Source organism: Lysobacter sp. A289 (genome assembly GCF_054072675.1).
The window spans coordinates 2,197,361-2,210,288 of sequence record NZ_JBSVRN010000001.1 but is presented as its reverse complement, the minus strand read 5'-3'; the positions used below and the strand labels follow the sequence as shown (position 1 = coordinate 2,210,288).

Below are 12,928 nucleotides of genomic sequence, written 5' to 3'. Positions count from 1 at the left end.
TCGCGACAGCAACCGCCACTGCAATCTCAATCTCAATCGCAATCGCAATCGCAATCGCGACAGCAACCGCAACCGCAACCGCAACCGCGACAACTACAGCGACAGCGACAGCCAGAGCGGTCTCTCGGCTCCGGCGGGGGCGGCGCCCTGCCGGGGGTTTGCTACTCGGCTCGGTCAGGCCATCCATGGCCTGACTCGCCGCCGCAGGCCATCCATGGCCTGCTTTCCGCAAACCCCCGACAGGACGCCGCGTCGACGTTTCATTGACGAGGTGGCTACCCACCGTCATCCCCGCTACCCATCGTCATTCCTCTACCCACCGTCATCCCCGCGAAAGCGGGGATCCAGTGACGTTCGCTCCGTACCCCTGACCCCTCCAGTCGCCCACCGTCATCCCCGCCACCCACCGTCATCCGGCTACCCACCGTCATCCCACCACCCACCGTCATCCCCGCGAAAGCGGGGATCCATGGACGTTCGCGCCGTGGCCCTGACCCTCCAGTCGTCCGCCGTCATCCCCGCTACCGACCGTCATCCGGCTACCCACCGTCATCCCACCACCCACCGTCATCCCCGCGAAGGCGGGGATCCATGGACGTTCGCTCCGTGCCCATAACCTCTCCAGTCGACGACTTCCTGTCCCATCTGGCGGTTGAACGGCGGATGTCGCCGCACACCCTGGATGCCTACCGGCGCGATCTGACCGCGTTGTCGCAATGGGCGGACGGGCAGGGGCTGGCGGTGTTGGATGTGCGCACCGAGCCGTTGCGCGGCTTCATCGCCGCCGAGCATCGCCGGGGACTGTCGCCCAAAAGCCTGCAGCGCCGCTTGTCGGCGTGCCGGAGCTTCTATGCCTGGCTGCTCAAGCACGGCCGTGTCGAGGCCAACCCTGCCGCCGCGATCCGCGCACCGAAGGCGCCACGAAAACTGCCCGAAGTGCTCGATGCCGACGAGGTAAAAGTTCTGGTCGAAGTGCCGACCGACGTGCCGTTGGGGCTGCGAGACCGAGCCATGCTGGAGCTGTTCTATTCGTCCGGCCTGCGCCTGAGTGAGTTGTGCGCGTTGCGCTGGCGTGACCTCGACCTGGCGGACGGACTGGTCACGGTGCTGGGCAAGGGCAGCAAGCAGCGCAGCGTGCCATTGGGCTCCTACGCCCGTGCCGCGCTGGCCGAATGGCACGGTTCCACGGGCGCCGATAGTGACAGCCCGGTGTTTCCCGGACGCAACGGGCCGATCACCCCGCGCGCGGTGCAATACCGGTTGCGGCAACTGGCTCAGCGCCAGGGCGTGTTCAAGCGCGTCCACCCGCACATGCTGCGGCACAGTTTCGCCAGCCACATCCTGGAGTCCTCCGGCGACCTGCGCGGCGTGCAGGAACTGCTCGGCCACGCCGACATCGCCACCACCCAGATCTACACCCACCTGGACTTCCAGCATCTGGCCAAGGTCTACGATTCCGCCCACCCGCGCGCAAAACGAAAAAAGGACTGAATGATGCCCGTAGCCAGGGCGCAATAGCCCAAAGGGCGTATTGCGCCAACCGCCAATCTCGTTGCCTTCACCCTTGCCTCTCGCCGGACCCATCCCCACCTCTGGTTGACACCCACGGAGGCCTGTATGGACCCCAGCCAGAACCCCAACGTGTTCCACGCCACCACCATCATCTCGGTGCGCCGCAACGGCCGCGTCGCGATTGCCGGCGACGGCCAGGTGACGCTTGGCAACACGGTGATGAAATCCAACGCCCGCAAGGTTCGGCGCCTTGGCCGCGACGGCCAGGTCATTGCCGGTTTCGCTGGCGCCGCTGCCGATGCGTTCACTTTGTTCGAAGTCTTCGAGGCCAAGCTCGAAAAGCACGGTCAGCTGACCCGCGCCGCCGTCGAGATGGCCAAGGATTGGCGCACCGAACGCCGCTTCGGCAAGCTCGAAGCGCTGCTGACGGTCGCCGACAAGGAGGCCTCGTTGGTCATCAGCGGCACCGGTGACGTCATCGAGCCGGACGACGGCATCGTCGCCATCGGCTCCGGTGGCATGTACGCGTTGTCGGCCGCGCGTGCGCTGATGGCGCATACCGAAATGGACGCCAGGGCCATCGCGGTCGAGGCGATCAACATCGCCGGCGGCGTGTGCATCTACACCAACCGCAACGTCGTGGTGGAGGAACTGTGAGCATGAAACTGGACAACACCAACGCCACCATGACCCCGCGCGAGATCGTGCAGGCGCTGGACACCCACATCGTCGGCCAGCAGGACGCCAAGCGTGCGGTTGCCATCGCGCTGCGCAACCGCTGGCGCCGCAGCCAGCTCGACGAGGAGCTGCGCAACGAGGTCATGCCCAAGAACATCCTGATGATCGGCCCGACCGGTGTCGGCAAGACCGAGATCGCGCGGCGGCTGGCGACGCTCGCCAACGCGCCGTTCGTGAAGGTCGAGGCGACTCGCTTCACCGAGGTCGGTTACGTCGGCAAGGACGTCGAGCAGATCATCCGTGACCTCGCCGATACCGCGGTCAAGTTGTATCGCGAGCAGGCCAAGCACAAGGTTCGCACCAAGGCCGAAGAACGCGCCGAGGACCGCATCCTGGACGCCTTGCTGCCCCAGCGCACCAAGGGTCTGGGCGGTGGCATCGGCTTCGATCCGCAGGTCGCCGCCGCCGAGCCGTCGGCGCAGGAGTCGGAGACCCGCATCAAGCTGCGTCGCCAACTGCGCGCGGGTGAATTGGACGAGCGCGAGATCGATATCGAGACCGCAATGAATGTCGGCGTCGACATCCTCGCCCCGCCGGGCATGGAGGAGATGGGCCAGCAACTGCGGCAGATGTTCTCGCAGGTGTCGGGCGGTAAGACCAACAAGAAAACCCTGACCATCAAGGCCGCCCGTCCGCAGCTGATCGAGGAAGAGGCCGGCAAGCTGGTCAATGAGGACGAAGTCCGCGAGGCCGCTATCGAGGCGTGCGAGCAGCACGGCATCGTGTTCATCGACGAGATCGACAAGGTCGCCAAGCGCGGTGAAAACGTCGGCGGCGGTGACGTGTCACGCGAAGGTGTGCAGCGCGACCTGCTGCCGCTGGTGGAAGGCTCCACCGTCAGCACCAAGTACGGCTCGGTGAAGACCGACCACATCCTGTTCATCGCTTCCGGCGCGTTCCACATGGCCAAGCCGTCGGACCTGATCCCTGAGCTGCAGGGCCGGTTCCCGATCCGGGTTGAATTGTCGGCGCTGACCAAGGCCGACTTCATCCGCATCCTGACCGAACCCAAGGCTGCGCTGACCGTCCAGTACGTCGAGTTGATGAAGACCGAGGGCGTCAGCGTCGTGTTTACCGACGACGCCGTGGATCGGCTGGCCGAGATCGCCGCGACTGTCAACGAGCGCCAGGAAAACATCGGCGCCCGCCGCCTGCACACCGTGCTCGAACGCCTGCTCGACACCCTCAGCTACGAAGCCCCCGACCGCGATGGACAGGCCGTCACCATCGACAGTGCGTATGTCGACGAGCACCTGGGCGAGCTGGTGCAGGACCCGGATTTGAGTCGGTACATCCTTTAGCTGTCAGGTTTTCTGAGCGGCGGGCGACTAACCATCCAGACCCAAACGGAAACGCCACATGGATGCCGCTGTCCCGTTCGCTGCTACCCACACCCGTCCCGCCTTTCGGATTCTGTCGACTTGGCTGGCCGACGCCTGGCGTCTGTTCCGCCGGGCGCCGGTCCGGATGTTCCTGCTGCCCTTTGCCACGTTGGTCGGCTACACGAGCTATCGCGATGTATTCGACCGTCCCCAACTTGATTGACTCCGCGCCGGCGGCGACCGATATCGACGAGGTGCTCCGTCAGCACGGCCCAATGCTGTCGCGCATCGCCGCCAGCTATGAGTTCGAACCCGCGCGCCGTGAGGATCTGCTGCAGGAGATCAGCCTGGCATTGTGGCGGGCACTGCCGCGCTGGCGCGGCGAGGCATCACTGCGCACGTTCGCGGCCAGGGTTGCGCACAACCGCGCGGTGGATCACCTGGGCAAGTATTGCCGGTTGAACGAGAACGAGATCGACGAACACCATCCCGACCCGGCCGCCAACCCCCAGCAACACACTGAAGTGCAGCAACGCCGCGACGCCTTGCTGGCCGCAGTGCGACGACTTGCGCTGGGCCAGCGGCAGGTCGTCGTGTTGGCATTGGAGGGCTTCTCGCAACGTGAGATCGGCCAGTCGCTTGGGCTGGAGGAAAATACCGTGGCCCAGCGCCTCAGTCGCGCCCGCAAACAACTGGCCGAGTGGCTGGGAGGCAGTGCATGAATACCGGTGCCGACAGCCGCGACGGATCCGGCGCGACCGCCCCGGCGAGCGACGGATGGAACGCCCTGGCTGCCGATTGGCGCGCGCAGGCGACGGCGAAGATCGATGTCGAGGGACTGCGCCGGGCGGTCGCGCGGCGAGGGCGCCGCCTGCGCTGGATGATGGGCGCGGAAGTGCTGCTGACGACCGTTGTAATCGGCATGTGTGTCTGGGCGACGTTGCTGCTGGAACGACCGCTGCTCTCGCCGACCGGATTGTTGGTGGTGATCGCATGTCTGCTCGGCGTCCAAGGCTGGTCGCTGTGGATTCGTCGGCGCCAGGTCCGCGACAGCGGCCTGAACGTGCGCGCGTTGCTTGCGCTGGAGCGCGACCGCATCAGGACCTCGCTGCTCTACTGGCGAGTCAACGTCTGGCTGGCGGTCGCGCTCTGGTGCGTGCTGTTCGGCGTGTTGATGCAGGGTTTGGTGGTGCCTGCCGACGACGGCGGTTCTGGCATGTCACTGCGACAGGCGATGGCGTTGCTGGTCAACGTCCCGGTCATGCTGGGTTTCGCCACGTTTGCATGGTGGTGGTGCGGTCGCGGCAGGAAGCGACTACAGCGACTGCAAGCCTTGCAGGATGCGCTCGATGCCGACTGACGATTTCATCCGCATCCTGACCGCGCGCCGGACAGGCCGTCAACATCGCCCGCAACTACGTCGATGAACACCTGGCGAACTGATGAAGGACCCGGATCTGAGTCGGTATATTTGGTAATACTTAACCAATTGCAACCGTGCCGACCTGCTCAGGTCTAATGGCGGTTGCAATTCACGCGCGGAAATGGTGCGACGCACAGTAACCCGGCCCGAAGTCGCTGCTAGGATCTGGAGCGGGCTGCTGGAGGGAGCCCGTGGCTCGGGATATGACATCCCGGGATTACGCTCACCGGGTCTCCGCGCCCGGCCATAAAAACTCTTTGGGGATACACCAGATGAAGCAGCAGAAACTCGTAATGGCGCTCGGCGTCGCCTTGACGATCTCGGTCTCGAGCTCGGCATTTGCCGCGCAGCCGGATCCGAACCGGGTCATGGTGAAGTACAAGGATGGCGCGTCCGCGCAGGTCGAATCCGCTTTGCGCGGCGTAGGCGGCAACGTCCATGCCCGTCTGGCAAAGCAGCGCGTCTTTGCGGTCACGCTGCCGCCGCAAGCACTGCAGGGACTGCGCAACCGCCCCGACATCGAATACATCGAACTCGACGCCCCGCGTTACGCGATGGGTCAAACTACGCCCTACGGAATCAACACTGTCCAGGCGCCGCAGACGTGGTCCGTAGGCGCGGACGGCACCGGAATCAAGGTGTGCGTGATCGATTCGGGCATCAATGCCGCGCACGAGGACTTCGCCGGCGTCGCCATGTCTGGCTACCCATCGGGTTGGAACAACGACAGCTGCGGCCATGGCACCCATGTTGCCGGCACCATCGCGGCGGCCAACAACAGCGTTGGCGTCGTCGGCGTAAGCCCCGGCGAAGTATCGTTGCACATCATCAAGGTGTTCGATGGCGCCAGCTGCGGCTGGAGCTACGCCTCCACCCTCGCCGACGCCGCCAATCGCTGCGAGGCGGCCGGTGCCAAGGTCGTCAGCATGAGTCTGGGTGGCAGCACCAGCAGCCGAACCGAGGAAAGCGCGTTCGCCAGCCTCAACAGCAACGGCATCCTCAGCATCGCGGCCGCCGGCAACGACGGCAACAACCGTCACAGTTACCCGGCGTCTTACAGCAGCGTCATGTCCGTCGCCGCGACCGACAGCAACAACGTCGTGGCGAGCTTCTCGCAGTACACCGACCAGGTGGAAATCGCCGCACCAGGCGTCGGCGTGCTCAGCTCCTACCCCTTCCGTGATGCGGCCATGTCGGTCGGCGTGAGCAGTTTCATCGTGTCCGCGCTGAGTGGCAGCGTGCAATCGACCGCCAACGGCACAATGGTCAATGGCGGTCTCTGCACCAGCGCCGGCAGCTGGGGCGGTAAGGTGGTGTTGTGCGAGCGTGGCGACATCGCATTCGTCGACAAGGTCAACAACGTGACCGCCGGCGGTGGTGCCGCCGCCGTGGTCTACAACAACGAGCCGGGCGGCTTTTCCGGCACTCTCGGTGATGGGGTCACCTCCGCCATCCCGGGCATCAGCATGAGCCAGGAAGATGGCCAGGCACTGGTGGCAGGATCGCTCGGCCAGACCGCGAGCGTCAGCACGATCGTAGAGTCCAATACCAGCGGTTACGCTTATCTGGATGGCACCTCGATGGCGACCCCGCACGTATCGGGCGCCGCCGCGGTTATCTGGAGCGCCAATCCGTCTGCGACCAACCAGCAGGTCCGCGACGCCATGAATTCGACCGCCCTCGACCTGGGTGCCGCCGGCCGCGATAACTATTACGGCAACGGCCTGGTGCAGGTGTTCGATGCCACCGAAGCCCTGTTGGGTGGCGGTGATGGTGGTGGCACCGATCCGGTTGCTGCACCGACCGGCCTCAGCGCGTACTACTTCGGCACCAGCAAGGGCAAGAAGCAATTCAACCTGGCCTGGACCGATGGCGCGGTCACCGTCGACATCTACCGCGACGGCAGCAAGGTCGAGTCGGCGATCAGCAACACCGGTGGCTACAGTGACCTGGTGAAGCTCAAAGGCAGCGGCAGCGGCACGTTGACCTACAAGGTATGCAGTGCGGGAACGTCGGACTGCTCGGCCAACGCGACAGCGAGCTACTGATCCGCTGATCTCGCTGCAACCGGCAACCCCTGGGGGCCCGCATCGCGGGCCCCCTTTTTTTGCTTCTCGCGGCGGTCTCACGCGTCCTTAACCGCACAAGGTCATCCTCGCGACGTTGACCTTTTACCCAGGAGCAGATGATGAAGACCTACAAGGTGGGATATCTGATTGGCAGCATCGCCACAGAGTCGATCAACCGGAAGCTCGCCAACGCGTTGATCAAGTTGGCGCCGGACCAACTCAAGTTTGAGGAGATCTCCTACAGGGACCTGCCGATCTACAGTTACGACTACGACGCCGACTATCCCGAGCCCGGCCGCAAGTTCAAGCAGGCGATCGAGGGCTCCGACGCGATCCTGATCGTGACGCCGGAGTACAACCGCTCCATCCCCGGCGGACTCAAGAACGCCATCGACTGGGCCAGCCGGCCGTGGGGTACCAACTCCTTTGCCAAGATCCCGTCGGGTGTGATCGGCACCTCGCCAGGCGCGATCGGCACCGCGGTGTGCCAGCAGCATCTGCGCAGCATCCTGGGCTTCCTCAACTCGCCGCAGATGAACTCGCCCGAGGCCTACATCCAGTTCAAGGACGGGATGATCAACGATGCCGGCGAGATCGCCGACGCGTCGACGGCGGAGTTCCTGGGCAACTACCTCAAGGCGTTCCACGAGCACATCGCGCATGTCCTGACGGTGTTGCCACGCGGTGCCTGAGGCCGTCTGCGTGCAGTCGGTGCGATAGTTGGGCCATCGTGGACCTGTGCGGTCCCAGACCGGAGTCTTTCGATGATCGAACTCGTCATCCAGCAGCGCCGCCGCGACCTCGGCAGCTTTGAGGTCGGCCGCGTACTGCCGTTCGCCAAACGCCGCATGGTCGGCCCCTACATCTTCTTCGACCGCATGGGCCCGAAGGACCTGCCGCCGGGTCTGCCGCGCGAGGCCGACGTGCGCCCGCATCCGCACATCGGCCTGTCAACTATCAGCTACCTGTTCGACGGCGAAATCATGCACCGCGACAGCGTCGGCTCGGAGCAGGCGGTGCGCCCGGGCGAGGTCAACTGGATGACCGCCGGCCGCGGTATCACCCACTCCGAACGCTTCGAGCGGCTGCGCCGCGAGGGCGGGCCGATCGACGGCATCCAGGCCTGGGTGGCGCTGCCCGACGAACGCGAGGAGATGGACCCGGGCTTCTGGCATTACGCCAGCGACGCGCTGCCGGTGTTCGACGGCGAGGGCGTGGTCGGGCGCCTGATCGCGGGCCGACTTGCCGGCGTGGTGTCGCCGGTTCGGATCGACTCACCGCAGTTCTACGTGCACTGGCAGCTGCGTGCGGGCTCGCGCGTGTCGCTGCCCGCCGAATATCCCGAGCGAGCGGTCTACGTCGCCAGAGGCGAGGTTGAAGTGGACGGCCAGCTGATCGAGCCCGGCGCCATGGCAGTGCTCACCCCCGGCAAGGCCGTCACCATCGCCGCCCTCGGCGACGCCGTGGTCATGGCCCTGGGCGGCGAGCCGGTGGGGCCGCGCTATATCGACTGGAACTTCGTGTCGTCGTCGAAGGAGCGTATCGACCAGGCGCGTGAGGACTGGAAGGCCGGGCGCATGAAACTGCCCGACCTCGACAACGATGAGTTCATCCCGCTGCCGCCGAAGATCGGCGAGGCGCGTGAACCCGAACCGATGTCGTGAGCGAGAGGGCGCCGCGTGTGGCTGGTAACGGGTTCTGGCCGGGAGCCGACGTTTTCGTTAAGTGGCCGCTCCCGACCCGAAGCGGACATCGGTCGCGCTAGTCAACCGCTGAGATCCAACTCAACGCTGAGCTGGTAGCCTCCCGGGTACTATCCGCGTTCGCCTCCAATGCAGCTCTGTCGATCCCCACTCAAGCCCCGAGGCCATCCGCTGCAGGTCGCTGCCCGCCGCTGTTTTTCGCACGAAGCTTCCTGACCCTGCCGACAGCCCGGCACTACTGATGTAGCTGGAGCCGCCGATAGATGACGAAGCCAACTCAGACCACGCCGGCTGAGCCGACCCGATTGGCTCGAAAGCTCCACATGCTTGATGCGATCGTGATCGGGCTGGGAGCGATGATCGGTGCCGGTGTATTCGCCGTAGTCGGACCGGCGGCAGAAGCCGCCGGCACCGGCCTGCTGGTGGCACTGGTGATCGCGGCACTAGTGGCCTACTGCAATGCCCTGTCGTCGGCGCAGCTGGCTGCGCTCTATCCAGAATCAGGCGGGGCCTACGTCTACGGCCGCAAACGGCTCGGCGACCTGTGGGGCTTTCTGGCCGGCTGGGGTTTCGTGGTCGGCAAACTGGCCAGTTGTGCGGCGATGGCGCTTACGTTCGCCAGCTATGCCGCGCCGCAATGGATGCGGCCTCTGGCGGTGTCGGCTGTGTTGATGATGACGGCGGTGAACTATTTCGGCATTCAGAAGACGGCGCTGCTGACGCGTGCGATCGTGGTGGTGGTCCTGATCTCGCTGGGAATCGTCGTGGCTGCCTCGTTATCCGGCGGGCAGGTTCGAGCCGACCGTCTGCTGCCCCTGACCGGAACCGGACCGTACGGTGTGCTGCAGGCCGCCGGCCTGTGGTTCTTCGCCTTTGCCGGTTACGCGCGCTTGGCCACGCTGGGTGAGGAGGTGGTCGATCCTGTGCGCACAATTCCGCGGGCGATCCCGGTCGCGCTCGGCATCACGTTGCTGGTCTATGCCGCGGTCGCAACCACCGCTGTGCTTGCAGTCGATGTCGAAACGCTCGCTCGCGCCACGGCGCCCCTGGTCACGATGGTCGAAGCCGGCGGCCGGGCAGCCTGGTCGCCGGTGGTGCGGATCGGCGCGACGGTGGCCTCGCTTGGTGTGTTGCTGTCGTTGGTGGTCGGCGTCAGCCGCACCACGTTCTCGATGGCCGCCAACCGTGATCTGCCGCACTTCTTCGCCGCGGTGCACCCGCGTTATCGGGTGCCGCACCGTGCCGAGCTCGGCGTCGGCTTGCTGGTGGCCACCGCCGTGGTGTTCGTCGACCTGCGATCGGCCATCGGCTTCAGCGCGTTCACAGTGCTGACCTACTACGCGGTGACCAATGCATCGGCGCTGACGTTGAAACCCTCCGAGCGCCGCTGGCCACGCTGGATCGCGGCAGTCGGCCTGGCCGGATGCGCGACACTGGCCTTTACGCTGCCTGTGCCATCCGTACTCGCGGGTGCCGCGGTGTTGCTGACGGGTGTACTCATATTTCTGGTGCGGGGCCAACGAGCACCGGCACCGTAGATGCCGCTCGGGACAAGGAGGCGGCTCGCTGTGTGTTGCATCGATCATATGAAGCCGCCGCCGGAAGCAGCCATTCAACAATCACTCCTCCCCAATATCCTCATTCCACACCGCCGGATTCTCCGCGATATACACCTGCATCATCTCGATGCTTTCGCGGTCCGCAAGGTCGATGACCTTGACGCACGCTTCGCGCAGCCAGTCGATGCCGCCGCTGAACGTCTCCGATTCGCCGACCACCACGGTGCCGATGTTGAACTGCCGCACCAGGCCGCTGCAGTACCAGCACGGGGCGAGGGTGGTGACCATGATGGTGTCGCGGTAGCTGCGCTGGTGGCCGGCCTTCGCATGGTTTGCTGGTGCCAGCCGACGACGGCGGTTGTGGCATGTCACTGCGACAGGCGATGGCGTCGTTGCTGGCCAACGCCCCGGTCATGCTGAGTTTCTCCACGTTTGCATGATGGTGGTGCGGTCGCGGCAAGAAGCCATTGCCCGCGTGCGACAACTGTCGTAAGGTTGCGACATCCGTCAGGGCAAGGACAACGCCGATGCTACGCCCCTCTAATGCCGAGCTGGAGTTACTGAAGTGCTTGTGGAGAAGCAACGCGTGCAGCGCTCGTGAGTTGCACGATGGCGTCGTGGGTACTCTCGGCTGGTCCTACTCTTCGACTCGGAAAACGTTGGACCGGATGGTCGAAAAGGGACTGGTTTCTGAATCCAGCCATCACGGCCTGAACGTCTACAGGGCTGCCGTCAGCAAAGTCTCGATGCTTGCTGCGCTGAGCCGGGACTTTGCCAAGCGTGTACTGGAGATCGACGGGCCATTGCCCATTCAGGCGTTTGCAGATAGTCGTCTGCTGAGCGAGCGGGAAATCGAGCAGCTCGAGACCATGCTGCAGAAGCCTGATCCGGACAAGCAGCCGTGAATCCGAACCCGCCTGATGTCGGGTTCTGGGTGCTCACCCTCACCTCATGTATGGCTATGGGCGCGATGGCGTGGGCAGGGGGGCGATACTTCCACGCCGCGCTGCGCGTTTCTCACGCATCGCGAGGCTATTGGATATCCGTGTGGGCACTTGCCGTGGTGCCGCCCTGCTTGGCGATGGCACTGCAGTGTCTGCTGCCGGATCACACGCTCGCTTCGCTGCCCACGCCACTACCGCTCGACGAAGCGCCTTATCTAGCCGCTTGGTCTTCGGGGCTGGGTTCGACGACAGGGATCGACGACGGTGTTCGGACAGCGAACACCTGGCTGGAGCTGTTGATGTTGACGGCCTACTTGGTCGGCGCGGCCGTCAGCGCCTTCCGCTGGGGCAGGGGAACGGCTGCGGTAAAACGTATCGTGCAGAACAGCCGCTCGTTCGACCGGTCCAGAGTCGGGGCCCTGACGAACCTGGAGGCACGGCGCCTCGATGACTGCGGAATCAATCTACTGATGACGGAAGATCGTGTCAGCCCGTTCGCGCTGTGCTGGCCGCGGTCAACCATCATCATTCCCGTGGCGCTCACCCAGCGCTTGAGTGACGCGCAGCTGCAAATGGTGCTGCGTCATGAAGCGGCACATATTTCAGCCAGAGATCCCAAGCGTGCGGCGTTCCTGCGTGCCGTCGGGGTTCTGTTCTGGTTCAATCCGTTCCTGCCGCGGATCGTGCACCGTATTCAGATGGCTGCAGAATTGTGCTGCGATGCATCTGCAGTAGCAGGTGATACGCACGGACGTCGTGCCTATGCCGAAGCGTATTTGAGCACGCTGCGTATCAGCGCATCCTCCTTGATCCCCGTTTCAGTTGCGTTCTCGGCATGGGATCCCGCTCTCCACAAGCTGAGGATCAGCCACATGATCCAAGGGGACCGACGTGGCAGACCGCGATTGATTGTGCGTGTTTTGCTCGCCGGATTGGCCTTGACGGCCGGCGGTGTCCTCGCGACGACCCACCTCGGCGCTGCAGACCTCCGCCGAACAAACGGAACCAGCATCGGGCCGGCTTTCGTGACATCCAACACGCGGACAGAAGATGCGCGAGCGTCAGCAGTCGAGGCTGCGTTTTCGCGAACCACCCCTGCACTGCCGCAGCAGCGAACTTTCAGGTTTCCGCTCGCACATCCCGAAATTACCGGCGCCTTTGGTGAGATGGGAAGCGCACGCGCTCGCGCGCATAGGGGCCTGGATTTTCGCGGGCGACGCGGCACACCGGTTCATGCACCGGCTGCCGGCACCGTCGTCGCAGCGACGGCCCTCTACGGAGGGTCCCCCAACTACGGGACCGTTGTCGTGCTGGACCACGGCGACGGATGGCAGTCTCTGTACGCGCATCTCGATGGGTTCGATGTCTCGGTGGGCGACCGCGTCTCCATCGGTGATCGGATCGGACGTGTCGGTACCACGGGGAAAGTGACCGGCGCACATCTGCACATGGAGTTGCTGTTGAACGGGCAGCGGGTCGACCCCCAACCCTTGTTGGTGAGCGGATAGCCCACCGTTTCGCCGCGGGCTCGCACGGCCGCCACACCATTGCTACAACCCCCTGCTCTGTCGATTCATGAGGGCAGCGGCTGAGCTTTGCCTGCCCGCAGGACCACCCCCCGACCAGAGCACTTCGAATGCTATTTCTAGACAACAGGC

The 12,928-nt window shown here is 64.7% G+C and carries 12 protein-coding genes and 1 pseudogene; 12 read left to right on the top strand and 1 reads right to left on the bottom strand.

The features are described 5' to 3' along the window. The first annotated feature begins 591 nt into the window (after window positions 1–591). From xerC to ACW5DN_RS10185, 10 genes are all read left to right on the top strand, one after another. Window positions 592–1,491 (top strand): tyrosine recombinase XerC, encoded by a 900-nt coding sequence (xerC, locus tag ACW5DN_RS10230; RefSeq protein WP_456962566.1) that lies wholly within the window; start codon window positions 592–594, stop codon window positions 1,489–1,491. A 126-nt stretch (window positions 1,492–1,617) separates the two neighbouring features. After that, window positions 1,618–2,169: an ATP-dependent protease subunit HslV gene (hslV, locus tag ACW5DN_RS10225; RefSeq protein ID WP_456962565.1), complete on the top strand. Its 552-nt coding sequence runs from the start codon at window positions 1,618–1,620 to the stop codon at window positions 2,167–2,169. Between the two features lie 2 nt (window positions 2,170–2,171). Then, window positions 2,172–3,551 carry an ATP-dependent protease ATPase subunit HslU gene (hslU, locus tag ACW5DN_RS10220; protein ID WP_456962564.1) on the top strand — a complete coding sequence of 460 codons (1,380 nt, stop codon included), beginning with the start codon at window positions 2,172–2,174 and terminating at the stop codon, window positions 3,549–3,551. 58 nt (window positions 3,552–3,609) lie between these two features. Beyond that, window positions 3,610–3,795, top strand: a complete 186-nt coding sequence (locus ACW5DN_RS10215) for a hypothetical protein (RefSeq protein WP_456962563.1) — start codon at window positions 3,610–3,612, stop codon at window positions 3,793–3,795. Next, window positions 3,767–4,294, top strand: coding sequence for an RNA polymerase sigma factor (locus ACW5DN_RS10210; RefSeq protein WP_456962562.1), 528 nt, complete (start codon window positions 3,767–3,769; stop codon window positions 4,292–4,294). The genes ACW5DN_RS10215 and ACW5DN_RS10210 overlap by 29 nt, the downstream gene beginning before the upstream one ends. Then, complete coding sequence (locus ACW5DN_RS10205; protein ID WP_456962561.1) at window positions 4,291–4,932, top strand: hypothetical protein; 642 nt, start codon at window positions 4,291–4,293, stop codon at window positions 4,930–4,932. The genes ACW5DN_RS10210 and ACW5DN_RS10205 overlap by 4 nt, the downstream gene beginning before the upstream one ends. Before the next feature lie 335 nt (window positions 4,933–5,267). Beyond that, window positions 5,268–7,043 (top strand): S8 family serine peptidase, encoded by a 1,776-nt coding sequence (locus ACW5DN_RS10200; protein ID WP_456962560.1) that lies wholly within the window; start codon window positions 5,268–5,270, stop codon window positions 7,041–7,043. A gap of 140 nt (window positions 7,044–7,183) precedes the next feature. Then, window positions 7,184–7,756, top strand: a complete 573-nt coding sequence (locus ACW5DN_RS10195; protein ID WP_456962559.1) for an NADPH-dependent FMN reductase — start codon at window positions 7,184–7,186, stop codon at window positions 7,754–7,756. Between the two features lie 72 nt (window positions 7,757–7,828). Beyond that, window positions 7,829–8,728 (top strand): pirin family protein, encoded by a 900-nt coding sequence (locus tag ACW5DN_RS10190; protein WP_456962558.1) that lies wholly within the window; start codon window positions 7,829–7,831, stop codon window positions 8,726–8,728. Between the two features lie 302 nt (window positions 8,729–9,030). Further along, the gene (locus ACW5DN_RS10185; protein WP_456962557.1) at window positions 9,031–10,305 is read left to right on the top strand and encodes an APC family permease; all 1,275 of its coding nucleotides are present in this window, start codon (window positions 9,031–9,033) and stop codon (window positions 10,303–10,305) included. 81 nt (window positions 10,306–10,386) lie between these two features. Here ACW5DN_RS10185 and ACW5DN_RS10180 read toward each other — a convergent pair. Beyond that, a pseudogene (locus ACW5DN_RS10180) lies at window positions 10,387–10,689 on the bottom strand (nucleoside deaminase); the annotation flags it as partial. Between the two features lie 164 nt (window positions 10,690–10,853). Between ACW5DN_RS10180 and ACW5DN_RS10175 the strand changes: the two are divergent. Both ACW5DN_RS10175 and ACW5DN_RS10170 read left to right on the top strand, forming a co-directional pair. Beyond that, on the top strand, window positions 10,854–11,231 hold the full coding sequence (locus ACW5DN_RS10175) for a BlaI/MecI/CopY family transcriptional regulator (RefSeq protein ID WP_456962556.1): 378 nt from the start codon (window positions 10,854–10,856) through the stop codon (window positions 11,229–11,231). Then, window positions 11,228–12,778, top strand: coding sequence for a peptidoglycan DD-metalloendopeptidase family protein (locus ACW5DN_RS10170; RefSeq protein WP_456962555.1), 1,551 nt, complete (start codon window positions 11,228–11,230; stop codon window positions 12,776–12,778). The genes ACW5DN_RS10175 and ACW5DN_RS10170 overlap by 4 nt, the downstream gene beginning before the upstream one ends. Window positions 12,779–12,928: the final 150 nt, after the last annotated feature.

What these genes read in the sequence shown, in the direction of transcription:
- xerC (WP_456962566.1), top strand. Translation starts at nt 592, where the DNA reads ATGGACGTTCGCTCCGTGCCCATAACCTCTCCAGTCGACGACTTCCTG.
- hslV (WP_456962565.1), top strand. Translation starts at nt 1,618, where the DNA reads ATGGACCCCAGCCAGAACCCCAACGTGTTCCACGCCACCACCATCATC.
- hslU (WP_456962564.1), top strand. Translation starts at nt 2,172, where the DNA reads ATGAAACTGGACAACACCAACGCCACCATGACCCCGCGCGAGATCGTG.
- ACW5DN_RS10215 (WP_456962563.1), top strand. Translation starts at nt 3,610, where the DNA reads ATGGATGCCGCTGTCCCGTTCGCTGCTACCCACACCCGTCCCGCCTTT.
- ACW5DN_RS10210 (WP_456962562.1), top strand. Translation starts at nt 3,767, where the DNA reads ATGTATTCGACCGTCCCCAACTTGATTGACTCCGCGCCGGCGGCGACC.
- ACW5DN_RS10205 (WP_456962561.1), top strand. Translation starts at nt 4,291, where the DNA reads ATGAATACCGGTGCCGACAGCCGCGACGGATCCGGCGCGACCGCCCCG.
- ACW5DN_RS10200 (WP_456962560.1), top strand. Translation starts at nt 5,268, where the DNA reads ATGAAGCAGCAGAAACTCGTAATGGCGCTCGGCGTCGCCTTGACGATC.
- ACW5DN_RS10195 (WP_456962559.1), top strand. Translation starts at nt 7,184, where the DNA reads ATGAAGACCTACAAGGTGGGATATCTGATTGGCAGCATCGCCACAGAG.
- ACW5DN_RS10190 (WP_456962558.1), top strand. Translation starts at nt 7,829, where the DNA reads ATGATCGAACTCGTCATCCAGCAGCGCCGCCGCGACCTCGGCAGCTTT.
- ACW5DN_RS10185 (WP_456962557.1), top strand. Translation starts at nt 9,031, where the DNA reads ATGACGAAGCCAACTCAGACCACGCCGGCTGAGCCGACCCGATTGGCT.
- ACW5DN_RS10175 (WP_456962556.1), top strand. Translation starts at nt 10,854, where the DNA reads ATGCTACGCCCCTCTAATGCCGAGCTGGAGTTACTGAAGTGCTTGTGG.